The 19,548-nt window shown below is 56.0% G+C and carries 16 protein-coding genes; 7 read left to right on the plus strand and 9 right to left on the minus strand.

Annotation, left to right across the window (positions count from 1 at the left end; genetic code table 11):
- Window positions 1-74 precede the first annotated feature (74 nt).
- Genes NKI96_RS24330 through NKI96_RS24340 form a run of 3 tightly spaced genes read left to right on the plus strand, consistent with a single transcriptional unit; the run spans window position 75 to window position 2,646 of the window.
- Entirely contained in the window at window positions 75-449 is a 375-nt protein-coding gene (locus NKI96_RS24330) for a DUF3489 domain-containing protein (protein ID WP_023727440.1), read from the plus strand.
- A 5-nt stretch (window positions 450-454) separates the two neighbouring features.
- Window positions 455-961, plus strand: coding sequence for a DUF2924 domain-containing protein (locus tag NKI96_RS24335; RefSeq protein WP_023727441.1), 507 nt, complete (start codon window positions 455-457; stop codon window positions 959-961).
- Window positions 958-2,646: a recombinase family protein gene (locus NKI96_RS24340; RefSeq protein WP_031259175.1), complete on the plus strand. Its 1,689-nt coding sequence runs from the start codon at window positions 958-960 to the stop codon at window positions 2,644-2,646. Before NKI96_RS24335 ends, NKI96_RS24340 begins: the two co-directional genes overlap by 4 nt.
- Window positions 2,647-3,346: 700 nt before the next feature.
- On the opposite strand, the gene NKI96_RS24345 is transcribed toward NKI96_RS24340, so the two are convergent.
- The 3 genes from NKI96_RS24345 to NKI96_RS24355 form a co-directional block, all read right to left on the minus strand.
- A complete protein-coding gene (locus NKI96_RS24345; protein WP_352806581.1) occupies window positions 3,347-4,045 on the minus strand; it encodes a hypothetical protein in 699 nt (232 codons plus the stop codon).
- 413 nt (window positions 4,046-4,458) lie between these two features.
- Window positions 4,459-6,159 carry a hypothetical protein gene (locus NKI96_RS24350; protein ID WP_352806583.1) on the minus strand — a complete coding sequence of 567 codons (1,701 nt, stop codon included), beginning with the start codon at window positions 6,157-6,159 and terminating at the stop codon, window positions 4,459-4,461.
- A complete protein-coding gene (locus NKI96_RS24355; protein WP_352806584.1) occupies window positions 6,156-7,877 on the minus strand; it encodes a hypothetical protein in 1,722 nt (573 codons plus the stop codon). Before NKI96_RS24355 ends, NKI96_RS24350 begins: the two co-directional genes overlap by 4 nt.
- Window positions 7,878-8,199: 322 nt before the next feature.
- Between NKI96_RS24355 and NKI96_RS24360 the strand changes: the two genes are divergently transcribed.
- From NKI96_RS24360 to NKI96_RS24375, 4 genes are all read left to right on the plus strand, one after another.
- Window positions 8,200-9,087 carry an SMODS domain-containing nucleotidyltransferase gene (locus NKI96_RS24360; RefSeq protein WP_352806586.1) on the plus strand — a complete coding sequence of 296 codons (888 nt, stop codon included), beginning with the start codon at window positions 8,200-8,202 and terminating at the stop codon, window positions 9,085-9,087.
- Between the two features lie 24 nt (window positions 9,088-9,111).
- Window positions 9,112-9,837 carry a DUF6602 domain-containing protein gene (locus NKI96_RS24365; protein WP_352806589.1) on the plus strand — a complete coding sequence of 242 codons (726 nt, stop codon included), beginning with the start codon at window positions 9,112-9,114 and terminating at the stop codon, window positions 9,835-9,837.
- A 108-nt stretch (window positions 9,838-9,945) separates the two neighbouring features.
- On the plus strand, window positions 9,946-11,199 hold the full coding sequence (locus tag NKI96_RS24370; RefSeq protein WP_352806591.1) for a hypothetical protein: 1,254 nt from the start codon (window positions 9,946-9,948) through the stop codon (window positions 11,197-11,199).
- A 458-nt stretch (window positions 11,200-11,657) separates the two neighbouring features.
- A complete protein-coding gene (locus tag NKI96_RS24375) occupies window positions 11,658-12,641 on the plus strand; it encodes an SEC-C metal-binding domain-containing protein (RefSeq protein ID WP_352806594.1) in 984 nt (327 codons plus the stop codon).
- Between the two features lie 19 nt (window positions 12,642-12,660).
- Here NKI96_RS24375 and NKI96_RS24380 read toward each other — a convergent pair whose 3' ends face one another.
- The 6 genes from NKI96_RS24380 to NKI96_RS24405 form a co-directional block, all read right to left on the minus strand.
- A complete protein-coding gene (locus NKI96_RS24380; RefSeq protein ID WP_352806597.1) occupies window positions 12,661-13,548 on the minus strand; it encodes a hypothetical protein in 888 nt (295 codons plus the stop codon).
- 195 nt (window positions 13,549-13,743) lie between these two features.
- Window positions 13,744-14,133 (minus strand): DUF2513 domain-containing protein, encoded by a 390-nt coding sequence (locus NKI96_RS24385; RefSeq protein WP_352806600.1) that lies wholly within the window; start codon window positions 14,131-14,133, stop codon window positions 13,744-13,746.
- Between the two features lie 427 nt (window positions 14,134-14,560).
- On the minus strand, window positions 14,561-15,586 hold the full coding sequence (locus NKI96_RS24390) for an OmpA family protein (protein ID WP_352806603.1): 1,026 nt from the start codon (window positions 15,584-15,586) through the stop codon (window positions 14,561-14,563).
- Window positions 15,574-16,851, minus strand: coding sequence for a hypothetical protein (locus NKI96_RS24395; protein ID WP_352806605.1), 1,278 nt, complete (start codon window positions 16,849-16,851; stop codon window positions 15,574-15,576). The genes NKI96_RS24390 and NKI96_RS24395 overlap by 13 nt, the downstream gene beginning before the upstream one ends.
- Window positions 16,852-16,854: 3 nt before the next feature.
- The gene (locus tag NKI96_RS24400) at window positions 16,855-17,688 is read right to left on the minus strand and encodes a hypothetical protein (RefSeq protein ID WP_352806608.1); all 834 of its coding nucleotides are present in this window, start codon (window positions 17,686-17,688) and stop codon (window positions 16,855-16,857) included.
- Window positions 17,675-19,213: a hypothetical protein gene (locus tag NKI96_RS24405; RefSeq protein WP_352806611.1), complete on the minus strand. Its 1,539-nt coding sequence runs from the start codon at window positions 19,211-19,213 to the stop codon at window positions 17,675-17,677. Before NKI96_RS24405 ends, NKI96_RS24400 begins: the two co-directional genes overlap by 14 nt.
- Window positions 19,214-19,548 lie beyond the last annotated feature (335 nt).

Below are 19,548 nucleotides of genomic sequence, written 5' to 3' on the forward strand. Positions count from 1 at the left end.
CGCCAGGACAGCGGGCTTCGGTCAGTACAAGCGCCGGAATGGTCCGGGCGGCTTCGAACTGACGGAGATTTGAAATGGCTATCCTCAATGACATGACGACCGATGCCGACGACGCCCAGTCCGGCGAAACGGCAACTAATCTCAACCAGAGCAGCTCGACCCGCAAGCCGCGCCAAAGGTCCGGTATGACCACCTCTGTGATGGCCAAGAAAGCTAAGGACGAGCCGCCAGCGGCGCCGACAAAAACCGACGTTGTCATTAAGAAGCTGAAGTCGGCCAAGGGCGTTACGATCCAAGCCATCGTGGAAGCGACGGGATGGCAGGCGCACTCGGTGCGGGGCTTCCTCTCCGGCACCGTCAAGAAGAAGCTCGGCCACGAAATCCTCAGCGAAACCGGCAAGGACGGACAACGACGATACCGCATCGCCGAGGCGAAGACCGCCGGTTGATCTCTATGCGCAAGCGACTTGATTTGGATGGTGAGATCGCCGAGGTCGGCGATCTCACGCGTGATGAACTCACAGCAGCTTGGACAAAGGCCTATGGCTGCCCGCCGCCCAAAGGGGTCAAACGTGGGCTGCTTGAACGGTCGGCCGCCTGGCATCTTCAAGCCAAGCGCTTGGGTGGTTTGACTTCGACCGTCAAGAAAACAGTCGCGACAGGCAACGCGCGGAGGACCAAAGTGAATGCTTTCCAACCGGGCAACACTAGGTCGGATCGCCAAGACGGAGTTCCGTCGCTCCGGCCCGCATCATCGGATCAGGCATCCGCCTCGCCGCCGCGATCTATTCCACCCAAGGCCGGCTCCCGCCTGATGCGGGAGTGGAATGGCCGGATGCACATCGTCGAAGTTGTCGACTACGGTTTCGTGCTTGATGGCAAGACCTACGGATCGCTGTCAGCTGTCGCTCGCCGTATCACCGGCGCCCATTGGTCTGGCCCGAGGTTCTTTGGGCTATGACAGCGACCCCTCGCCTCAACTGTGCGATCTACACTCGCAAGTCGACCGAAGAAGGATTGGAACAAGAATTCAATTCGCTGGATGCACAGCGCGAAGCTTGTACGGCCTTCATTGCTTCGCAGGTAGGTCTTGGCTGGAAGTTGGTGCCAGACCAATACGACGACGGCGGCATTTCGGGCGGCACGATGGAGCGCCCTGCCCTGAAGCGTCTCCTGCAGGACATCCGGGACAAAAAGATAGATGTGGTGGTCGTCTACAAGATCGACCGCCTCACCCGTTCGCTGATGGATTTCTCCAAGATCGTCGAGATCTTTGATGCCAGCTCCGTCTCGTTTGTCTCGGTGACCCAGCAGTTCAACACCACGACCTCGATGGGCAGGCTCACCCTCAACGTGCTTTTGTCCTTCGCTCAGTTCGAGCGAGAGGTCACAGCCGAGCGTATCCGGGACAAGATTGCTGCATCGAAGAAGAAAGGCATGTGGATGGGCGGCGTGGTGCCACTGGGCTATCGCGTCGAAAGCCGCAAGCTGGTGATTGACGAAACCGAGGCACAAACAGTCAGACACCTCTTCGCCCGCTATCTCACTCTGAAGTCGGTCCGGGACCTCGTTGATGAGGCGGCGAGCGAGGGACTCTCGACACGATCGCGACAGCGCAAAGACGGATCAGTTGCAGTCACCATGCCGTTTGGTCGCGGCAATCTTTATCACCTGCTTTCGAACCCGGTCTACGTCGGCAAGATCAGGCACAAGGGTCAGGTTTACGATGGAGAGCATAAGCCGATCGTCACGTCGGCCACGTTCGAAGAGGCCCAGGCGCTGCTCGCCTCGCAGGCGCCGCCGCGGCGAAGCGATTCCAATGTCACGCAACCGCATCTGCTCTCCGGTCTGCTCTTTGATGAAGCGGGCGAGAAATTGCGATCGGTTCACGCCAACAAGCAAGGTGTCCGCTACCGCTACTATGTCTCGAAGCAATTCGTCGACCGGCGGCGAAACGGGTCCGAGGGTTGGCGTCTTCCCGCTCAGGCCGTTGAGTCAGTTGTTGAGCATCGCCTGAATCGTATTCTCAGCGATCATGCCCAACTGTCCGATTGGATTCGGCAATCGGTCGACGCTGGCGAAATCGGGGCGGCGATCCGGCGAGCCGAAGTGATGCGGACGTGCTGGGCATCGGCCACTGCGAACGCAAAGCGATCCCTGCTCCAAAAGATCGTTCGCAAGATCACCCTCAAGCCGGGATCACTGACCATCGAACTGGATTGCCGCTCGCTATCGGAATTGCTTCTCGACCGGATTCTGCCGCACAGCGATGGGGCGCAATTGACTTCCATCGAATGTCCAATCGGTATGAGGCGGCGCGGCGTCGAAACACGCATCGTGCTTACAGATGGATCTAGAAGCAGCCGAGAACCCGATGGCGCCTTGATCGACCTTCTGCGTCGAGCCCACTTGTACCTAGATCAGCTTACGGACGGAGCCAACCGCAGCCTCACCGATGTTGCCATGCTCAACGGCACAGATACATCTGAGGTAAGCCGCCTGCTGCCCTTCGCTTTCCTTGCCCCGAAAATTGCGGCTAGCATCGTTGCAGGTGATCAACCTGTCGAACTAACGGCGCACAGGCTCTCGCGCGCCTCTGACCTGCCCCACGCTTGGATCAGCCAGGCTGCGCTCCTGGGCTTCTAGCACCATCGAGCAAGCATCAAGCCAAAGCCTAAACCATCGCTCTGCCAAACACTTGGCTACGGAATTCACCCGACTGAGACGGATCACCAAAAATCAGGTGTTTTGCGCGCTCACCCCGGCGTCTCAGCCAAGTGTTGCGGACAACCCGCCGCTAACCTACGGAAATGTCGACGCTATCCTGAGACGGATGAAAAACCCGGAAATCGGGCGGACTGAATGGTGGGCCCGGAGGATGTCACAAAATCGTTGATTTCATTGACTTTTTCGTGGGCAAAAATCAGAAACCTTCCCGTATCATTCCGCATGGTCCCGTGACGCCATACCGTCGACTGAACCTCGTTATCGAACATTCGAAGCCATGCTCCAGTATGACCGCAGTGGGGCCGAAGGCGGAATTGCGGTTCGAGCCTCGGAAGGCCATAAGCGGACCGACAAGCCCCCCTGCGTGCATCGACTTGAGCTGACCAATGCGGAAACCAGGCCGGCGCTCAAGATCAATCCCTCAAGGCTTCGATTGCCGGTTGAACAAGCTCGCGCTCGCGCGCTGAATGTTCCTCGCTTTTGTAGTCATGCCCCAATCAACGCCAAGCCAGTCCGGCTTGAGTCTGGATGCCACTCTTGTAACCCCCGCACTCAATAATCGAAAAAACTTTCGTCTCGGCTGTACGCAGTCTCAAGATGCGCCCTGGATCGCATTCCTCTACGGCTTTGTTAGTCCCCATTCGTCCGCTTTAGCCTCAGTGTCGAATGGGCGTGTCATGGACTTATTTCGCAAGACGGTGCGGCCATTCTCGTAAACGACTTTGATGCCACCATGGTAGCCCGGAGCTGGACCCTGGTACTCCACAGCCTTGACAACCCTCAGCCCATTGTCGGGGTCAACGCCGTCGTTGGCAGAAACCTTCACCATAAACTTTTCGTACTCGGCTGCGGCCGATGAGGTTGTTATTGCTGCCGCGGCGCCTTGTTCAGCGTCGTATTGCTCCTTCAGCTTCGTCAAAAGCGCAGGCAGGTAGGTCTTATCGCCGAGTGTTAAGTACTTTTCAGCCAAAAGCTGCTCGTATTTTGCGCCAAGCTGTAGCGCCATCGCTGACGACCGGCTGATGTCATTGTCGACTTCCTTGAGAACTTCCCACTTGGCCTTGTCATAGCTAGACGCTGGCGCGGCTGCCTCGGTGGGCTTAGCAACCCTCGATACGCTATCATCCCTCAGTCGAAGCGGCTCGTAGGGCATCTCCGCCTTGGCCTCCCCTGTTGCCGCGAGAATAAGAACACCAATCAAACCTGTGAGGCCGCAGAGGATTGCCCAGGTCATGGGATCTTTGTTCCTGGCTGCTGCCATGTTGTATCCAATCATGGCGAAGACACCCATGATGACTGCCGCGATCAAGAAAAGCATTATGTATTCGCCCCGATGCCAACGTCATTTCCATCTATCCTAGGTCTAAGCATCTTCGGACATCAATCCTAAAAAGCAGCGAAGGCTGCTCGGCGCCACACCCGACTAGGCGACGGCATTGGACTTCGAATCCAGGAAGTGCTCGGCGTCGGGATTAGCCTAGGCCTTATTTCCCTGCCAGCGGCTGGGAAACAAAACCTGAGGCGCAAAGCTGCCATACAAAAAGTAGAGCACTTGGGGTTCGTGCTGACGCGCTAGCAGGAAGGTACACGCCAGAGGTTGATGCCTTCCAAACTATCCAAAACCGAATCTAGCTTCCCAATTTGTCCATAAGCGCCCGCAATATAGGCTTAGGCGCGACCGTCGAGAAAGCGGACTGCGTATGTGTAGCCTCATAAAGGGGTTGAACGGCTCTAGCTATTGATGAGCCAAAAATGCGGAGGTATCGGCAGTCGATAATGCCGACAAGCTGCCATAAACAACACACTCAACCCAGCTTTCACGGCGCTTATTTCGTTAATGTCCGTGCAGTTCTCCATGGCCAAGTTGAGGGTTTCAGCGACGTCTTCGAACCCTCTCTGAGGCGACAAATCGGTGACACACACGCCGTGATCGGTCTCACCCCGCCATATTTGTGCATCTGTCTCTGCGTCAGGGAGCCACGCCTGGTGTGTACAGTTTGGTAGAAATCTAGCGAGGCGCTCCTTGAATTCCGCTTTCTCATCATCGCTTGCTGCTACATGCTCCAGCCAAACGAAGAGATAGGGGTACAAGACGCTCCCACTGCACGCTTCCGCGCGATAGGAAGCGTCAGCGCTCACGGGATGATTAAGAAGGTCCACATAATCGCGGAAGCAAGTCGGGTAGTGTGAGTTGATACTCAATGCCAATGTAGTTTGATGGGCGACTGATTTCAGCCAAGGCACGAATTGCGGGGCCGAGCCCGTCATTTGCGCAAGATGCATGACCAACGCAATCTCGATCATGTGATCGTCTTTGAAGGGTGAATTAAGTGTTGGATTGGCATTAATTAGGTGGACCATCGTGTCCAAGACCAGGCCAGTACTGTCTCTTAGCGCCCTCGCAAACTCCGAATCTTCGTCCCTAAAGGTCTGAGCCAGTGAGGCTGTCCAGCAACCCCGAATGGCCAGGCGGCCAAGGAGCTCGAACAACGCGAGGTTGACATCCACCGCCTCGCGTGACCGAACCGACGTTGAAAGAGCATGAAGCCGCTTGCTATGTTCGAATGCAGTCTTAGCCAGATACTGTTCGGAACAAGCCAAGTAGAGCTTGATAAATTGATCAAATAGGAATTCTAGTGCTCGATCATGCTGTATTGGTCGGCGTCTTGGCGGCTGAGTGCGTACCACATTCCAGCATAGCATCACGCCCAACTCAGAGACCGTATAGATACTCTCCAGATTGCCTGCTTCGACAGCCCACGTGATTACTGCGTTAAGGCAAATATAGGCCTGCCTCAGGCGAAGAAGCTGAATGTTTGGCGTTAGCCCCTCCTCAACCAACAGATTGTGTAGAAATGCCCGAGAATACTCGTAGCAGGCATTCGGCTCATTCACCATCGCGACCGCCTTTTGGAAGCTTCGCCGGGAAGCTTCATCCAACAATTCGCGCGCGAGCAAGCTACGCATCATGAGATCCGCCAAGCGGTCTCCATTCCATTCCTGATACTCGACCCTATCCGTTTGGTTTTGAATAGAATAGCCGGCCCAGTTCATCAGAACGGTTTCATCTAGCTCACCGCCGCAACACAGAATTATTCGGACCGGAAGTCCAGCATGTTCGGCCGCGACATTTGTACGCAAGTAAACGTCGCGAATTTCGTTCAACTCGGGGCGCACCGCCTGTACCCCGTCATCCCAATCGCGCCTCGTGATATTCCCTGCCTTTATGCAGAAGAGATACAAAAAACGCTCGTCATCCTCGCCTTTGATTTTGCCGACTGCTGCAATGTCCACGCCGTTCTGGCGCGTACCAATCATCGGTGTATTCAGCACCCGTAGGCCGATCTCTGCGAGCAGGTTTGGGAGTACAGATTTGTCTAAGTCCCCCCGCTCCTTCAGCGATGCGAGGTACTCCTTAAGGATGATTTTCATGCTGACCGCCGCTTCATCGCGCGGAAAAATGTGAGCCTCGCATTGAATCCGACAGGGTCGATGACCATCAGCCGGGGTAATTCGACGCTGTGTGAAATCTCCGAAAGCGCGGAAATGTTCGGATGCTTCTTCCCTTCTGCGCCATGAATAATCGAAAAGCTCTTTCGCCCATATAGTAGCGTATGATGTGTCACCAGGCTGGCAAAGATTGACCTTTCATGAGCTAGTTTCTGAATGTCTCGATTGCGATCCCGATCTTTCATCGCAACTGCGCGCCGGTGGTCAATCGATGGAAGTAGTTCAACTAAGTCCCGGGCCTTCTCAAGACCCGCAATATGCGTGTCATGTTTGGAAAGCAGCCTCTTTGCGCAACTTGAAATTCGCTTGGAAGCATTTGAACACTGCTTCTCAAGGAAGGCCCGCAAATCCCCACCGTAGCTCAAGAGCAATGGATCAAACAAAAGCTTTTCAGCCGCCGATTGCGCTTGCGGCTGCCCATACTTGACGATGCTCAAGAGAATTGCAGCTGCCGCCACCTCATGGCGCCACAGGAAACCGACGCACTTGTGCGCTATGAAAATCTGGTCGTTGGCATGAGGTGGCAGATGCTGTTTCTGTATCCAAACGCCAGCCCCTTTAGGGCCTCCGCTCAGCAGATCCACCAGAAACGAGCACAGACCAAACTCCCCTCCATTAAGCCATGCTGCAAAGAGATAAGAGGCATGTTGCGGGCTGCTCAAGGCCCAGCTAGCGAAGGAATGGTAATCCCGTTTATCGGCCTTCTTATCCAGACCAGGAATTAACGCTGCGAAAACGGGAACAACCCGCTTGAAATCCCAACGATCATCATTCTTTTTGATGGCATGGTCTAGATTGCTGAGTGTCGCGCCGCTGTTTGACGGCAACGTCTCGAGCATGCCAAGCACCCGATCGATACTTTCTTTCGGCAAGGCTCCTTCGTAATAAAACAACATTGCAGAAAGGAGGCTCAGCTCATTGGCGCGCCCTTTCTTCCCGATGGTTTCGATGAATTCCCGCTGTCGATAGGGTTCCGAAGGCCCCAGCTTCTCCCAGAGCCTAAAAGCGGCCTCCATGGCCGCAGCCCTTACGTCGGGATCTGTTTCGCGTTCGACGAAGCCAAACGCATCATCCACGCCCTTTTTAATGTCAGTCACAGACACTCTTTCCATTCGGCCAAGTGCTCGCAGCCCAATTGCGCTCACGGAGTTATTGGTGTTCCGGATAAGATCAAAGGCCAGCGCCGCGCCACCAACGCCTGCGACCACGAAAACCCCGTGTGCCAAGCAAAGATCGTCCAATCCCTTGATGCCATCAATGATCTTGCCGGCCTCCTCTGGATGATTTTTGGACCAGATGCCGAGCGAAAGGTTTGGCATGCCCGCCGCACCATCCAACCCCGCCTTATTAACCAGCATATGTACAAGGGCTAAAACCTCGCGAGGCGAGCAGTTGAGGTGTGGAATAGCCTCATTCAGCGGATGCACTGCGATCCAGAACTCGTTGTGTGCAAGTGCGTCGATTGCTGCCAAATTCTGATCAGATGCCAGATTGACTAGGCCCGTATTGTGCAATTCGCACAAAATATCGCCTAGCTCTTTTCGCTGAGTTCGCAATTCTTCTAGCGCCAAAGCTTGTACCAAGCAGCCCCGCTGATCGGCAGTGATCAAATCCGGGCGCGGGTCGCGTGAGTTGTTCATCTAGTAGGAACCGAATCGTTGAGCTAAGCTGACACTAACAACTCCCGCTGTCGTTTCCCTCAATTCCATCCTAGTGTGGCTGCTTTCGCGATGGAAAATATCCACCCATCCGTCCGGATCCAAAGCGCAAGGCTGCCTTTTACAGGTCGATCTCGTCCGGGTTCGGGGGACAACTTATGCGGCAGCGCTATGCTGCGACGTCGGCGCCTCAAGTTCGCCCCAGGGCCGCCTACGATATCCGAACTTTTGTCGATTAGCGCACACAATTCGGGCCGAGGTTCGCTCCCGGCGGTGATGCTGATTGTAACAGGGAGGGGCCGTCATGGTGCCAAACGCGCGCTTTGAGGAACTTCTCAAAGACATCGAGCCTAAGCAAAGCATCAAGGATGCGGCCTCTGAGGCGCATTATTCGATACGGGATTATCTGAGGGCTCATCCCGTGTTTTCTGAGCGCTTGAAATTCGATTTCCTTGCAGGAAGCTATTCGCGACACACTGCAATCCGCCCGAGCTCTGTGGATGGAGAGAAGTTCAGGCCGGATGTCGACGTGTATGTCGAGCTCAGATACGATTTTAGAGCCGATGCTCGACAAATCTTGAGCAACTTAGGGCGCGTTCTCAAACACGATTTTGACGTCGAAAGAACGAACAGGCGATCCGTTCGTATCCGAACGCCGCTTGTCGACGTCGACGTGGTCCCTCTTAGAAGTGCTGGCAACGGGTTCAGCATACCAGATCGGCTAAGTCAGCAATGGACACAAACAAACCCGCTTTTCCATAATGGCTGGAGCGCGGGCATGAATGAAGAATTCGGGAACAGATTCAAGCCACTCGTGAAACTTATCAAATGGTGGCGGCGGGTGAACTTTGGCTCCAGCCGCCCGAAAGGCTTCGCCCTGGAAATCTTAGCCGCCGAGCAAGCTCCTTGCGACGAAACTCATTATGGTGAAGCGTTCGCCCAGTTTCTCGAGAACATTGAGGAAGAGTACGGCGACAACCTGGATGAAAGGCCAAAGCTTGACGATCCGGCAGTGCGCGGCAACAACATTTTGTCCAAAGTGTCGCTTGCCGACTGGAGAGACTTTATGGCCCTGGCGAGTGAGCACGCGCGTACCGCGCGTTTGGCCCAGGAGATTGACGACGAACGCCTTGCTATGCGTCTTTGGCGTCGCGTTCTGGGCCCAAGGTTCGGCTTGGGCCACCCCGCCTGAGCAGAAACGCAGGGAGACTGCCTGATGACGGAATGGTCCCTGTCAACCCTTCTCTCCTCACTTCATGACGACATTCAGCAGCGTCTTTCCAGGGTCCGGCGATCGTTCGAGCATCCTGGCACCATGGGGGACGCCAGCGAAAACGTCTGGATGAGTTTACTCGATACATATCTGCCCAAGCGCTATCAGGCGGCCAAAGCGCATGTGGTCGACAGCCTAGGTAACTTCAGCCAGCAGATCGACGTGGTGATATTCGACAGACAGTATTCGCCCTTTATTTTTACCTACGAGAACCAGACCATCATTCCGGCCGAGAGCGTATACGCCGCTTTCGAAGCAAAGCAGACTGTTGATGCACAGCTGGTTGCGTACGCCCAGGAAAAGATCGCGAGCGTGCGCCGCCTGCATCGAACGAGCCTGCCAATACCATATGCAGAGGGGGTTTATCCGGCAAAGCCTCTGATACCAATCCTTGGCGGCATCCTGGCATTTGAAAGCAAATGGAAGCCAGCGCTGGGACCATCGTTCAAGAAAGCGCTTCAGGTCGACATGACCGATGGAAGGCTCGATATCGGATGCATCGCGTCGCATGGCTATTTCTTTTTCGACGATGCGAAATCGGGACACGTCTGCGAGAAGGTCGTCAAGCCAGCAACAGCATTCTTGTTCAAGCTAATTTCCCAGCTTCAATTTAGTGGAACGGTTCCAATGATAGATATAGAGGCGTATGGACAATGGTTAAACAAGTAACCAAGCAGCACTGAACAACAAGAATGCGAATGTCATATCGATGCGCCATTTCGTTGTAATTCATCTCCGAAGCATTGGGAATCACGGGCAGATAGGAGTGAAGGCAAAATGAGCAGTCCTTGGACCACCTCCGTCAAGAGCTTGAAGCCTGTAGGCCACGTCGAGCCGCCCTCCAATACCGTTGTCGGAAGTTTTGGTCCGCCGAGCCTGGGGCGTGTCAGTATCGCTCCAGCTGACCTCTTCAAGAGCATTGCACGTTGTTCTGCCCTCTCACGCTCATCCGCTTCCCTGGTTGCGGCTGTTGTTGCCAGCAGCCAAGCACTTCTGGAGTTTCTCGTTGACGACGCGACCTCAGTCATCGCTTTCCTCGACGAGGTGGCGGACCTTGCTGACGCCGAGCGAACGGCGCTTTCCGGCAGGGTCGGAGCGGGGATCACTGACCAGACCATGGACATGCTGGGCTTTGTCTGGAGAGACTTGGCGGAACAGCTTGTCAGCTCTTCAAAACCGTTGGCAGACTATGTCTATGAAGGTGCGACTGGCACGCTCGTTCTTGCGGAGGCAAAGGGCTCTATCTCTAGCGCAGCCGCACAGAGCGGGGCCAACACGCGTGCGCGAAATGCCTATCGCCGGCAAGTCGACCCGTACGTCTTCACACGACCGCCCGCACCTGGCGGCGGTGCATCGATTGGATTGATTGAACACGGTTATGCAGTTGCTTTTGCCGCGCTGCCTGGGCCTGCGGTCGCAATACCGCCAACAATTGGTGCGGGTGCCTTTCTAGCCGTGGCAGAGACGGATCGCTCGTCTGGCGGATCACTACCTGGAGGGCCAAGCACCAGCAGCGGAGGAACGACTAGCTCCTCTACTGGACCTGCCGGCTCACCTGCACTCAATCCAACAACTGCGGCATTGAGGCTCGGCAATTATCGAGCCGTTTTCTTGCTGGCGAACGCCCCCGCTGTCGTCGAGACGGTCGACGCCGCTCTTGGGAGACTTCCCCTTGAATATCGCCAGCAGGAATTTTTGCAGGTGCAATGTGGCGGCAACGAATTCCTCGTCGGACGTACGCCGGTTTATCCCGCAATTAGCTCACTTGAGAGCTACCTCCATGGCTGGGTCTTCGCGATCGCCCTCGCCTCGGCCGAGGCATTTCTTCAACAGCTCGCCAATCAATCGTTCGTCACCGGCCTGCCCATTCAAGCTCTTGTGCGGGCGGCTAGTGAAAAACTGCCATCGTTTCTGCTGTCACCGGACGGCTTTGCCATGCTCCGCCGTGATGCGGCCATGGTAACGCATGACGTTACATGGGACGCGAAAGCCGGTCTCAGCAGGCGTCCTATTGCGCATCGAGCCCTATAGAAATGCATTCCCTTTCGCGGGAGTGAACCAGCTTTTCAAGAATGTGGGATTGCGCGAGCGGTCAACCGACGGGAGGAAAGCCGGGGTCAGACGCAGGCGGAGATTGAATGTCAGGCGGCAACCTCATGTAGCCCTGAACGGCAGCCTGCGGCATCTGTCGGGTGATCCGAACCGGCAGACAGTCGCGCAAGATCTGCGCGAGAAATCTTCCCCGTATCGTTCCGCATGGTCTCGTGACGCCATCCCGACCGCACGTCGTCTTCGAACATTCCGAGCCGTGCTCCAATGACTACAGTGGGGCCGACTCTGGACCGACCGGCTTCGGTCCGAGTTAGCGGAAGCCGCCGTTTATAATTCGACCCGTTTCGACGGTGGAAGGCCGGGTTGATACCGCCTAGAAAGGAATTTCGTCGAAGGGGCTTAGGCGATTCGAAGAATTGGATGGCTAGGACAGACCTATGAACCTGCCCGACGATATCTCTCCGAACGATCCCTGCCGCTGTGGAAGCGGTCGCATATACGCCGAGTGTCATGGGCCGATTTTCTCAGCTGCGGCGGGTAAAATGATCAGCGTTGCACAGCAGCGATATGTCGAAGAATGGTCCGGCAACGCCCGAGCCTATGAAGCTCAGGGCCTATACAATGCATTGGCGGAGCAACTGGCCCAGCGCGTCACTGGCGGCCGAGTTCTCGATGTTGGTTGTGGTTTAGGGCATGGTCTGTCCGCGATGCGCGACCGGCTTGGGCTCGACATGCTGGTCGGCATCGATGAGAATCCTGAGTGTTTAGCGCTAGCGGCCGCGAAATTAGGAGGCGACCCTCTCGATTCCGCTTTGCGCCGCATGCACAGCAGTGAGCTGCCGAATGGACAATACCGGGCACAGTATGATGGGAAAGCGCTGCGATCCGGTGGTGCGCTTCGACTCATCCAAACGGATGTGCTGGTCAATGATCCCGCGTTCGGTCGATTTCTCGATGAGATTGGCCCACTGGACGCCATTACGCTCTGGTTTTGTGGGGTGCATAAAGCCCGATCCGCGACCGAGCTAGCGGCCTTCTTTAAGATAAGGAGCGATGCCGATCACCGCGAGGTGGTGGAAGATGCGGTTACCGATCTGGCACAGGCTAGACTGCGCCGTGGAGGCTGGATGCACATAGCCATTCGAGCTGGTTTTCCCGACGCGCAAACGGCCGTACGGGAGACCAGATACTCGATGGCGCCGATGATCGATGGGAAGCAGTTCACGGTTCGAGAGATTGTGCCCCTGTCCTATCGAGAGGAGCCAGCGAACGGCGCGATCGTGGTGCGATCGAAAAACGAGCGCATCAATCGATTCCCATCCTTTGCTATGTCAATCCTTATCGAACGGACCGACTACCTAACGAATGACTATGCGAGCTTGTCGAGCTCTGCTCGAACACGATCTAGGGTCACGACCTGACGTCTCTGGAACTCCGCGATCAGTGCTGGCAGCCGTAAATTGATCTTGTCTTCCCGACCGAAGAATAAGTTGCGATTTGCGTACCGATCAAAGTCGTCATATCGGGAAAGAGCACGAACTTCTCAACGGCTGTGCCGCCCTCAATACGCTCGTAGGCCTTGGGCATATCGTCAAGCAGACCATCATGGATGATATGGTTGCGCAGCGCCTCGACTCCGACCATGAATTCGCAAGCTTCGAACAGCGAACCGGCTTCCCCGTAGAAGCTGACATGCCTTCGATCACCATACTGCATGTTCGCGCTGCTGAACTTCGGGTACCGAGCAAAATCGGCGCGCAGATGTTCCGCCTCGAAGGCTACCTTCACCGTGTAGTCGAGAAGACTGTGCAAGCGGATGAAAATGAAGCCCAGGTACGCGGCGAGCTTGGTCGTAACAGGTGAGCTCGAGTAGCGGATCCCATCCTCGTGCTTCATCGCTGGGAAAAAGAAACTCTCTGTGTTGAGCGACAGGTAAAATTCACCAAGGACCCGCTCAACCTCCTTCGTACACTCTTGGATGGAGGCAACCAGGTGCTGGCAATCATAGAGATAGAGGAACCTGTAGAGCTCTGGAATTTCCGCAGTCGCGCCGAGGAACTCCTGGAACTGATCGCGCGACACCGACGCCTCGGCATTAAGCCCGGCCATGCTCACGTACTGCGGCATGATCCGGATCAAATCGGCGTATGGAACGCCCTTCATAATGGCTCTGCGGAAACCATCGTGGAGGTGAACACATACGGTCTCGATTTCGTACGACAGGTTTCCTGCGGAAACGCGCCAGACCCCTTGGGGGTCGTGCAGGAAATATAGCTGCCCATCGCCGCGCGTGGCGTCTGTCGGGATGCCGTCAAGGTTCAGGTACATGACGCGTCACCAGATCATTACGCACTCGACCCCATCAAAGCGTCACGTCGTCCGGCCGAGGGTAGTAAAGCTGGGTCGTATGCGTCGAGCTGTGGTTGGGCATCGCGGCAGCTTTCTCCAATGTTACGTCCATTTTGAGGTAGGCGCTGATGCCGGTAGCACTAAAGCAGTGCATTTTTTGTACGAAGAGCTCGGTCATAGCTCGAGACCGAGCTTCTCTTTGGCGACGTGCTTTCCATAGGCCTTCGCCATTTCCCACATGAACTCAATACCGGCACCTCCCATCTTTCTCGCGCCATCCTTGGTTTTCCGCCAGATCTCATCGTCGCGAATGCTGTCGAGGAACTCATGGCCTTTGAACGTGAGCTCGAAAGGTATCACTTCGATCAGACGATCGGGCGTCGATTTTGAGCGAATGACCTCGCCTGTAATGAAGCCTGCCTCGTACATCTTGATAAGGGCATAGCCGACATCGTCGGGTTTGCGACCCTCAGGCGTGATCTGCTTGTACTTTCGCATGGCGAAGTCAGGCTTCGCCTCTAGGGCAAAAAGCATTTCGCGGACCAAGTCCCTATCTAGCTTCAAAAGCCCCTCCTACATGTATGATAGGGACATTGTCGCAGGCAGGTCCACTGGCGTCGACTACGTCCGGTTTCAGTTGAAAAGTCTGCCTGTCTGAATGACCGAAATGAGGCGCGTTGCTGACAGGAAGTCAGACCATAAGGAGTCGGCTTTTCGGCTACAAAGGCCTGCATCTCGACCTGCGCCTTAGCGAGGGGCGAAGGATACTCAAGGAATATGCAGGATACGCCCAGTTTCCGTTCGAGGCGCAAAGCTATTCACGAGGTTGATACCTGGGAAGTTCCTGCCCTGCATTGATGACGCGCCTCGGGAAACCAGGCCCATCACGCAACGAGAGCGGCGCGCTGGCTATGGACCGCCGCAGTTTGCCGGCGTTCAGCCGTGCCCCGGTAGATGGCAACCCATGCTTTGTCTCAATATGGTTTTCCTATCAGTTGCCTTCGTGATGGCCCTCTGCGGCTAGCTTCTGCTTGCTCTTGCGTACTCGGATCTCGATACGACGCCTTTCTGGAGCGTCGCCTGACTGGGCTCCATTCGTGAGGCGATCATCAGGCAGGATTAGCTGGCCGCCTGACATAGGTAGGATGTTCAGGTGATCAAACGACGGAATCTTTTTCAGAACTGACGCGACGGATATCGCTCGCGCGAGGCCTAACCCGGCATTGTCACCTGGCTCCATTTTGCTGACGCTCTCAGCCCCAGAGAGTACGCGCCCCAGAACGAAGTCCATGTTCGACTGCCTCGACAATCGCTGCTCATCAGTGTGGCCGATGACCTCGACGACGTCGACATCGTATTTTGCGACGATATCGGCAATCTGCTTGGCGATAGCGTCCTCAAGCGTGGCCCTAAAGGCCGGTTTGAGTTCGGCGCTACTGACTTCGAAGGAATAGCCGTTGGCTTCGCTGAGATTGATGATCGGTGGTAGATCTTTAGGCTGCCGTGTTGTTTCGGAGAGTTGCTTTTCGGCTTCCGCCAGCTTCCGTTCGGCTTCGGTCGCACGCTGATCTGCTGACACCAGCTTGCGCACATCGTCGGCTGAGAGATTGTTGTCGCGGACCGCGACTGTGGCTTCCGCCAGCCGAACTGCTTCCTCGGCAGACAGTCCCTTTTGCTCGATCTGCTCGATCGCTTTCTTGGCCAGGACCAGCTTTCGCCATTCCTCAACGGGCACTTTGTGCCCAGTGGACCGTTCCATGAACTCGGCAACCTGGGCCAGCAGGTTCTTGTTCTCCTGCTTGAGTTGTCGAACCTCTGCCTCGCTGCGCGATACCCGTTCAAGGGCCGTTTCCAGTTCGGCCTTCTTCTTTGCGACGATAGCGCCTGCGACCAACAGCAGGCAGAAGACGAGCAGGAGCATCGTTTCGGCCATGGTCAGTCCAAGGATCAAACCGCGGGCATAGCCTTTCCTTTCGTAGCTGACCGAAGCTCCGCTCGGTTCGTTCAGCGCCACCATCTCGCCCTCGACTGAGCCTTTTCTACGACCGGTTCGGGGGCCTCGTCCGGATGAGGCCCGGCATCGGTCCCGTTGGCCTGGAAAGTTGCCTCGGCGTCTATTTGCCGACCCTGCGCAGCTACCTCGGAAATGGGGATGAAGATGGATGTCTCGGCCGAAGGTTCACTGGCAGGCCCTGGGGCGACAGGAGCGATCTCGTGTGGGACAGGCACACGATCGCGATCGAGGACGCGCAACAGGAGGTTCGTCGTACTGGCGTTTTGTTCGGTCTGCTTCTCAAGCTTCTCCAGGAGAAGCTTCTGATGCGCCGCCATTCTCAAGACGGTATCCGAAAGCTTGTCGGTCCTTTCCCCCTGCTCTTTGGAAAGCGCTTCGGCCCGCTCGGTGAACCTTCCGACGGACGCTGCAAGCACCTTGAGCACCGTTACGACGTCCGTCTTGAGGACCTCGTCCGGAATAACCACCTTGGCGAGCTTCCCGGCAACAATGTCGGCCTGCGCCTCGAACTTCGATACCGTGCCGGCCATAGAGGCATTCGCCGTGTCGAGCGACGCAGCGACCGTGTCGACCTTTTCAGCGACACCTGAAAACCTGCTTTCGATACGGCCGAACGTATCATCGAGGCTTTTGGCGATCTTCTCCGAAGTCTCCTGGACGGGCTTTATCGCTTTCGCAGCCATACCCTCGAATGCCTGTCGGACCTGATCGCCGTTCTTTTCCGCCTGTCGGGCTATTTCCTCAAAGCCCTCTTCCAACATCTGATTGCAAACCCGGCGGAAGTCGGCGAACTCACGCGCTACGCTTTCCATCTCGGTGCGCACGCGGCGTGTCATGTCCGCGAGCTCGTGACGGGCAGCCCGTTCCACGTCGGCGGGGTCGCGTCGGACCTGATTGTGGAAGATGCGCAGTGCGATGCCCGTGATGGTCGACGTCACGGCAATGCCGAAATTCCTGACGATTTCGTCGGTCGATGCGTCTGTGCCGAATTGATAAAGCGAGGTTCCCAAGCTGGAGAGAGTGAACAGGAAGCCCATGTAGTAGAGGTTGTCACCTGTCTGCTCGTCGTGAAGACGCAACTTCCCGACGTACCAGGAGAACGCGAAGTAGCCGATCATGATGCCGATCGGCACCGTTGACGAGATGGCGGGACTTATACCGGCCGTCTTGGTGACGGCGATAAAGACGCACCCACCTACCGTCAGAGCGATATAGAAAACCTGCGGGAAGATCCAGGTATCAAGGAAGGATTGTCTAGGGGCGGCCATGGGTTACATCCCTTCCAGCTTTGTAAAGTCGCTGAGATTGCCCCCGTTATCCGAAAACCACTGCGTCCAGAAATTGGCGTGGGCGACGGACGGGAACTTCCTTTCCGGCCTGTTGAAATAGAGAATGGTCACGTCGGCGCCTAGAAGATCGGTTCTAAAGCGCGAACTCGCCGGGCTTTTCTTAAAGGCGTTATAGTCGGCGCCCGATTTGTATTGGGAATAGGCGGGCGTGTTCTCCATCATGTCCGAAACGAGGACCAGCCGTTTTGGCACATTGTCGAACATGCCGTTGTCGAACAGGCTGAGCTTCAGTTTCTGGATTCCAGCCATAATCGGCGACTGATCAGCCTGGCTATCCGCTGGCAAATGTTCCGGCAGTTCCTTGAGGGGCTTGTCGAAGGCCTCTTCCCAGATCCTTTGATGCTTTCCGGGATTGCTGGTCCAGACGTCAACCGTTGAGCCGTCTCCCGGATTGCATCGCGCGTACAGTTCTTTCAGATCGCCAGATACCGCTGTCAGGGTGCCAACCCAAAGATAGCCGCCTTGCTTGATTGAGCCGGCAATCTGCCTGAATTTGTTGGCAAGATCCTCCATGGTGGCATGCGGGACGGCATCAGACGTGTCGAAAAGAACAGCGGTGACACTGTTCGGTCCCGCCTTTGTTGGGCAGCCGGTCTTTGCGTCTGTTTCCACAACGTCCCGGGCCTTTACGTTGAGCCAGACGTAGCCCGAAAACATTGCGAGCGAGGCAAGCCCAAGCAGGATTGCTCCAACAATCGCTCCAACACCTTTCCCGCGCGAGCTCCCTGCCCTGCGACGGTTTCTAGGCCTGGCCATCGAGCGTCTCCGGATACAGCTTGTCGAGATCGCGATACTTTTCAATCCCGGACTCGCATTCCTTGCCGACCTGCTGCATCTGCTCGTTCAGCGCTTGCTGGGCCGCGGCAATTGATGAAGCGAGATCGCTGTCCTTGATCTCACCATCGTTTTGGACAAGGGGCTTGGTCTTTTGGAGTTTGAAAGGCTGGGAGAAGTGTTTCGGAGCGGGTGTCTTGCGCGCCCGGACGTTTGCTTCGCGGTATTTTGAGAGAAGCTGGTTGCCGCTCCTCTCGAGCTGCTCCTGGTGTTCATTGAACAGAGCCAAAAGCCGTGCACGGCTTGAGAGGATTGCAGCGTGTTCTCTCCTGCGGCTGCTTAGCCCCTTCAAGATGTCTTCGACCTTGGCGTTATGGTCGTCTCGCAATTCTATGAGGCGGTCTATGAGGTCGGCTTTGGTATCGGTGTAATCCTGCCGCCTCTCGCGGCGCCGTTTCTCCACGCCGGCATAGCCCGGATATGGATCGAGAACGAACCAGCCGTCGATGAAGGCGATGATAGAAAAGAGCAGACCAACCAGGAAGAGCATCCACGATCTCACCTCCTCCAGCCCGAGCGGGTTATGGAGCATTCTCTGGACCGCAATGTTCCCAGCGCCGTCGGCGAGCGTTCCGCTGACCTCACGATAGTGCGCAAGCAACAAGTTTATGCCGAGTGCAACAGCGGCGTAGAGTAGGATGAAAACGGTCCCAACAAGTTTCCCTCCCCAAGACCGATGGGTCACCCAGCGCACGCAGAAGATAGCGAAAATCAAGGCAGACACGATATTCACGAAGGAAAAGGCGAATGCTTCCGTGGCACCGCCGAGGAAGCCTTGATCATTGCCCTTGGCCAAAAAAGATCCGTTGAGATACGTCTCGACCAGCAGGAGGAAAATGAGGAGTGCTACCCTGAAAAGATGGGCTGTTCCTTGCTGCAGTCTGGCAACGCGTTCCAGGCGGTGGTTCTTGCGGAAGCTGAAAAGCTCTCTGGTGGCCTCATGAAGGTCGGTTCGCTTGGCGTGAAGGGTATCCAAACCGACCGCTATTTCTCCCTTGAAGTCCGACAGGCTTGAGGTATTGGCCTGCTGAAGGAGGCCAAACTGCTCCTCCAGGCCCAGGTTCGCAACTCGGCCGGAGAAGAGGTGAAGCTGATCTTCCAAGATCTGGTGGGCCGCCTTTTTTTCGTCCTGCACCCTTTCGACGATGGAGTGTTCAACCTCGTCGAGGGTCTTGGACGAGGACGATGGCCGGTCTTTTTCACCATGCGCCGTTCCCTGATCGTCGAGGTCCATGTCCCTGGCAATCTTGTCGACATTGAGACTCGGGAAAATGTCTGCTCCCACCCTATAGTCGTGGTTCGCTTCCATTATCCGATTGCGCAGCTTCTCGAGCGCTTCAAACCTCGCAGCCAAGTCTTTACCCCTACGATCGATTCCCGAAAAATACACGCTTGCGGCATGCCTCACGCTCCAGCGCGCGGCCGTCCCGCAATCAGCGCCTGCCATATCCGGCTTCCCCCACCTGGCAGAATGCAAAACCCATTCTGAACGTGCTCGATAGTACATCGACGGGTTGCGTGCAAACTAAGAAGTCGCCCGGCCCCCGAGCGATTCCTTGCAATAAGCCCTGCCGGCCATTGTCTTTCGCGTCCGCGTACTTTGATTAGCCCGCCAGCGATTGCTCCAGTTCGCAAGAATTATTGCCACACAGTGTTGACACGATCGATGACCTCTCTGCCAGACAGAAAAGATTCTTAACCCTGGGCAACTGCCAAACCTAGACCAGAGCCAAATTTGATAGCATTCTAGTAATGGGGGGAAGGGCTTGAACAAATCTCAAA

Origin of the sequence: Mesorhizobium sp. M0292, assembly GCF_040321695.1 — a bacterium.
Lineage (GTDB): Bacteria > Pseudomonadota > Alphaproteobacteria > Rhizobiales > Rhizobiaceae > Mesorhizobium.

Excerpts from the sequence above, each read along its gene's own strand:
- NKI96_RS24330 (WP_023727440.1), top strand. The coding sequence starts at position 75 with ATGGCTATCCTCAATGACATGACGACCGATGCCGACGACGCCCAGTCC.
- NKI96_RS24335 (WP_023727441.1), top strand. The coding sequence starts at position 455 with ATGCGCAAGCGACTTGATTTGGATGGTGAGATCGCCGAGGTCGGCGAT.
- NKI96_RS24340 (WP_031259175.1), top strand. The coding sequence starts at position 958 with ATGACAGCGACCCCTCGCCTCAACTGTGCGATCTACACTCGCAAGTCG.
- NKI96_RS24345 (WP_352806581.1), bottom strand. The coding sequence starts at position 4,045 with ATGCTTTTCTTGATCGCGGCAGTCATCATGGGTGTCTTCGCCATGATT.
- NKI96_RS24350 (WP_352806583.1), bottom strand. The coding sequence starts at position 6,159 with ATGAAAATCATCCTTAAGGAGTACCTCGCATCGCTGAAGGAGCGGGGG.
- NKI96_RS24355 (WP_352806584.1), bottom strand. The coding sequence starts at position 7,877 with ATGAACAACTCACGCGACCCGCGCCCGGATTTGATCACTGCCGATCAG.
- NKI96_RS24360 (WP_352806586.1), top strand. The coding sequence starts at position 8,200 with ATGGTGCCAAACGCGCGCTTTGAGGAACTTCTCAAAGACATCGAGCCT.
- NKI96_RS24365 (WP_352806589.1), top strand. The coding sequence starts at position 9,112 with ATGACGGAATGGTCCCTGTCAACCCTTCTCTCCTCACTTCATGACGAC.
- NKI96_RS24370 (WP_352806591.1), top strand. The coding sequence starts at position 9,946 with ATGAGCAGTCCTTGGACCACCTCCGTCAAGAGCTTGAAGCCTGTAGGC.
- NKI96_RS24375 (WP_352806594.1), top strand. The coding sequence starts at position 11,658 with ATGAACCTGCCCGACGATATCTCTCCGAACGATCCCTGCCGCTGTGGA.
- NKI96_RS24380 (WP_352806597.1), bottom strand. The coding sequence starts at position 13,548 with ATGTACCTGAACCTTGACGGCATCCCGACAGACGCCACGCGCGGCGAT.
- NKI96_RS24390 (WP_352806603.1), bottom strand. The coding sequence starts at position 15,586 with ATGGTGGCGCTGAACGAACCGAGCGGAGCTTCGGTCAGCTACGAAAGG.
- NKI96_RS24395 (WP_352806605.1), bottom strand. The coding sequence starts at position 16,851 with ATGGCCGCCCCTAGACAATCCTTCCTTGATACCTGGATCTTCCCGCAG.
- NKI96_RS24400 (WP_352806608.1), bottom strand. The coding sequence starts at position 17,688 with ATGGCCAGGCCTAGAAACCGTCGCAGGGCAGGGAGCTCGCGCGGGAAA.
- NKI96_RS24405 (WP_352806611.1), bottom strand. The coding sequence starts at position 19,213 with ATGGCAGGCGCTGATTGCGGGACGGCCGCGCGCTGGAGCGTGAGGCAT.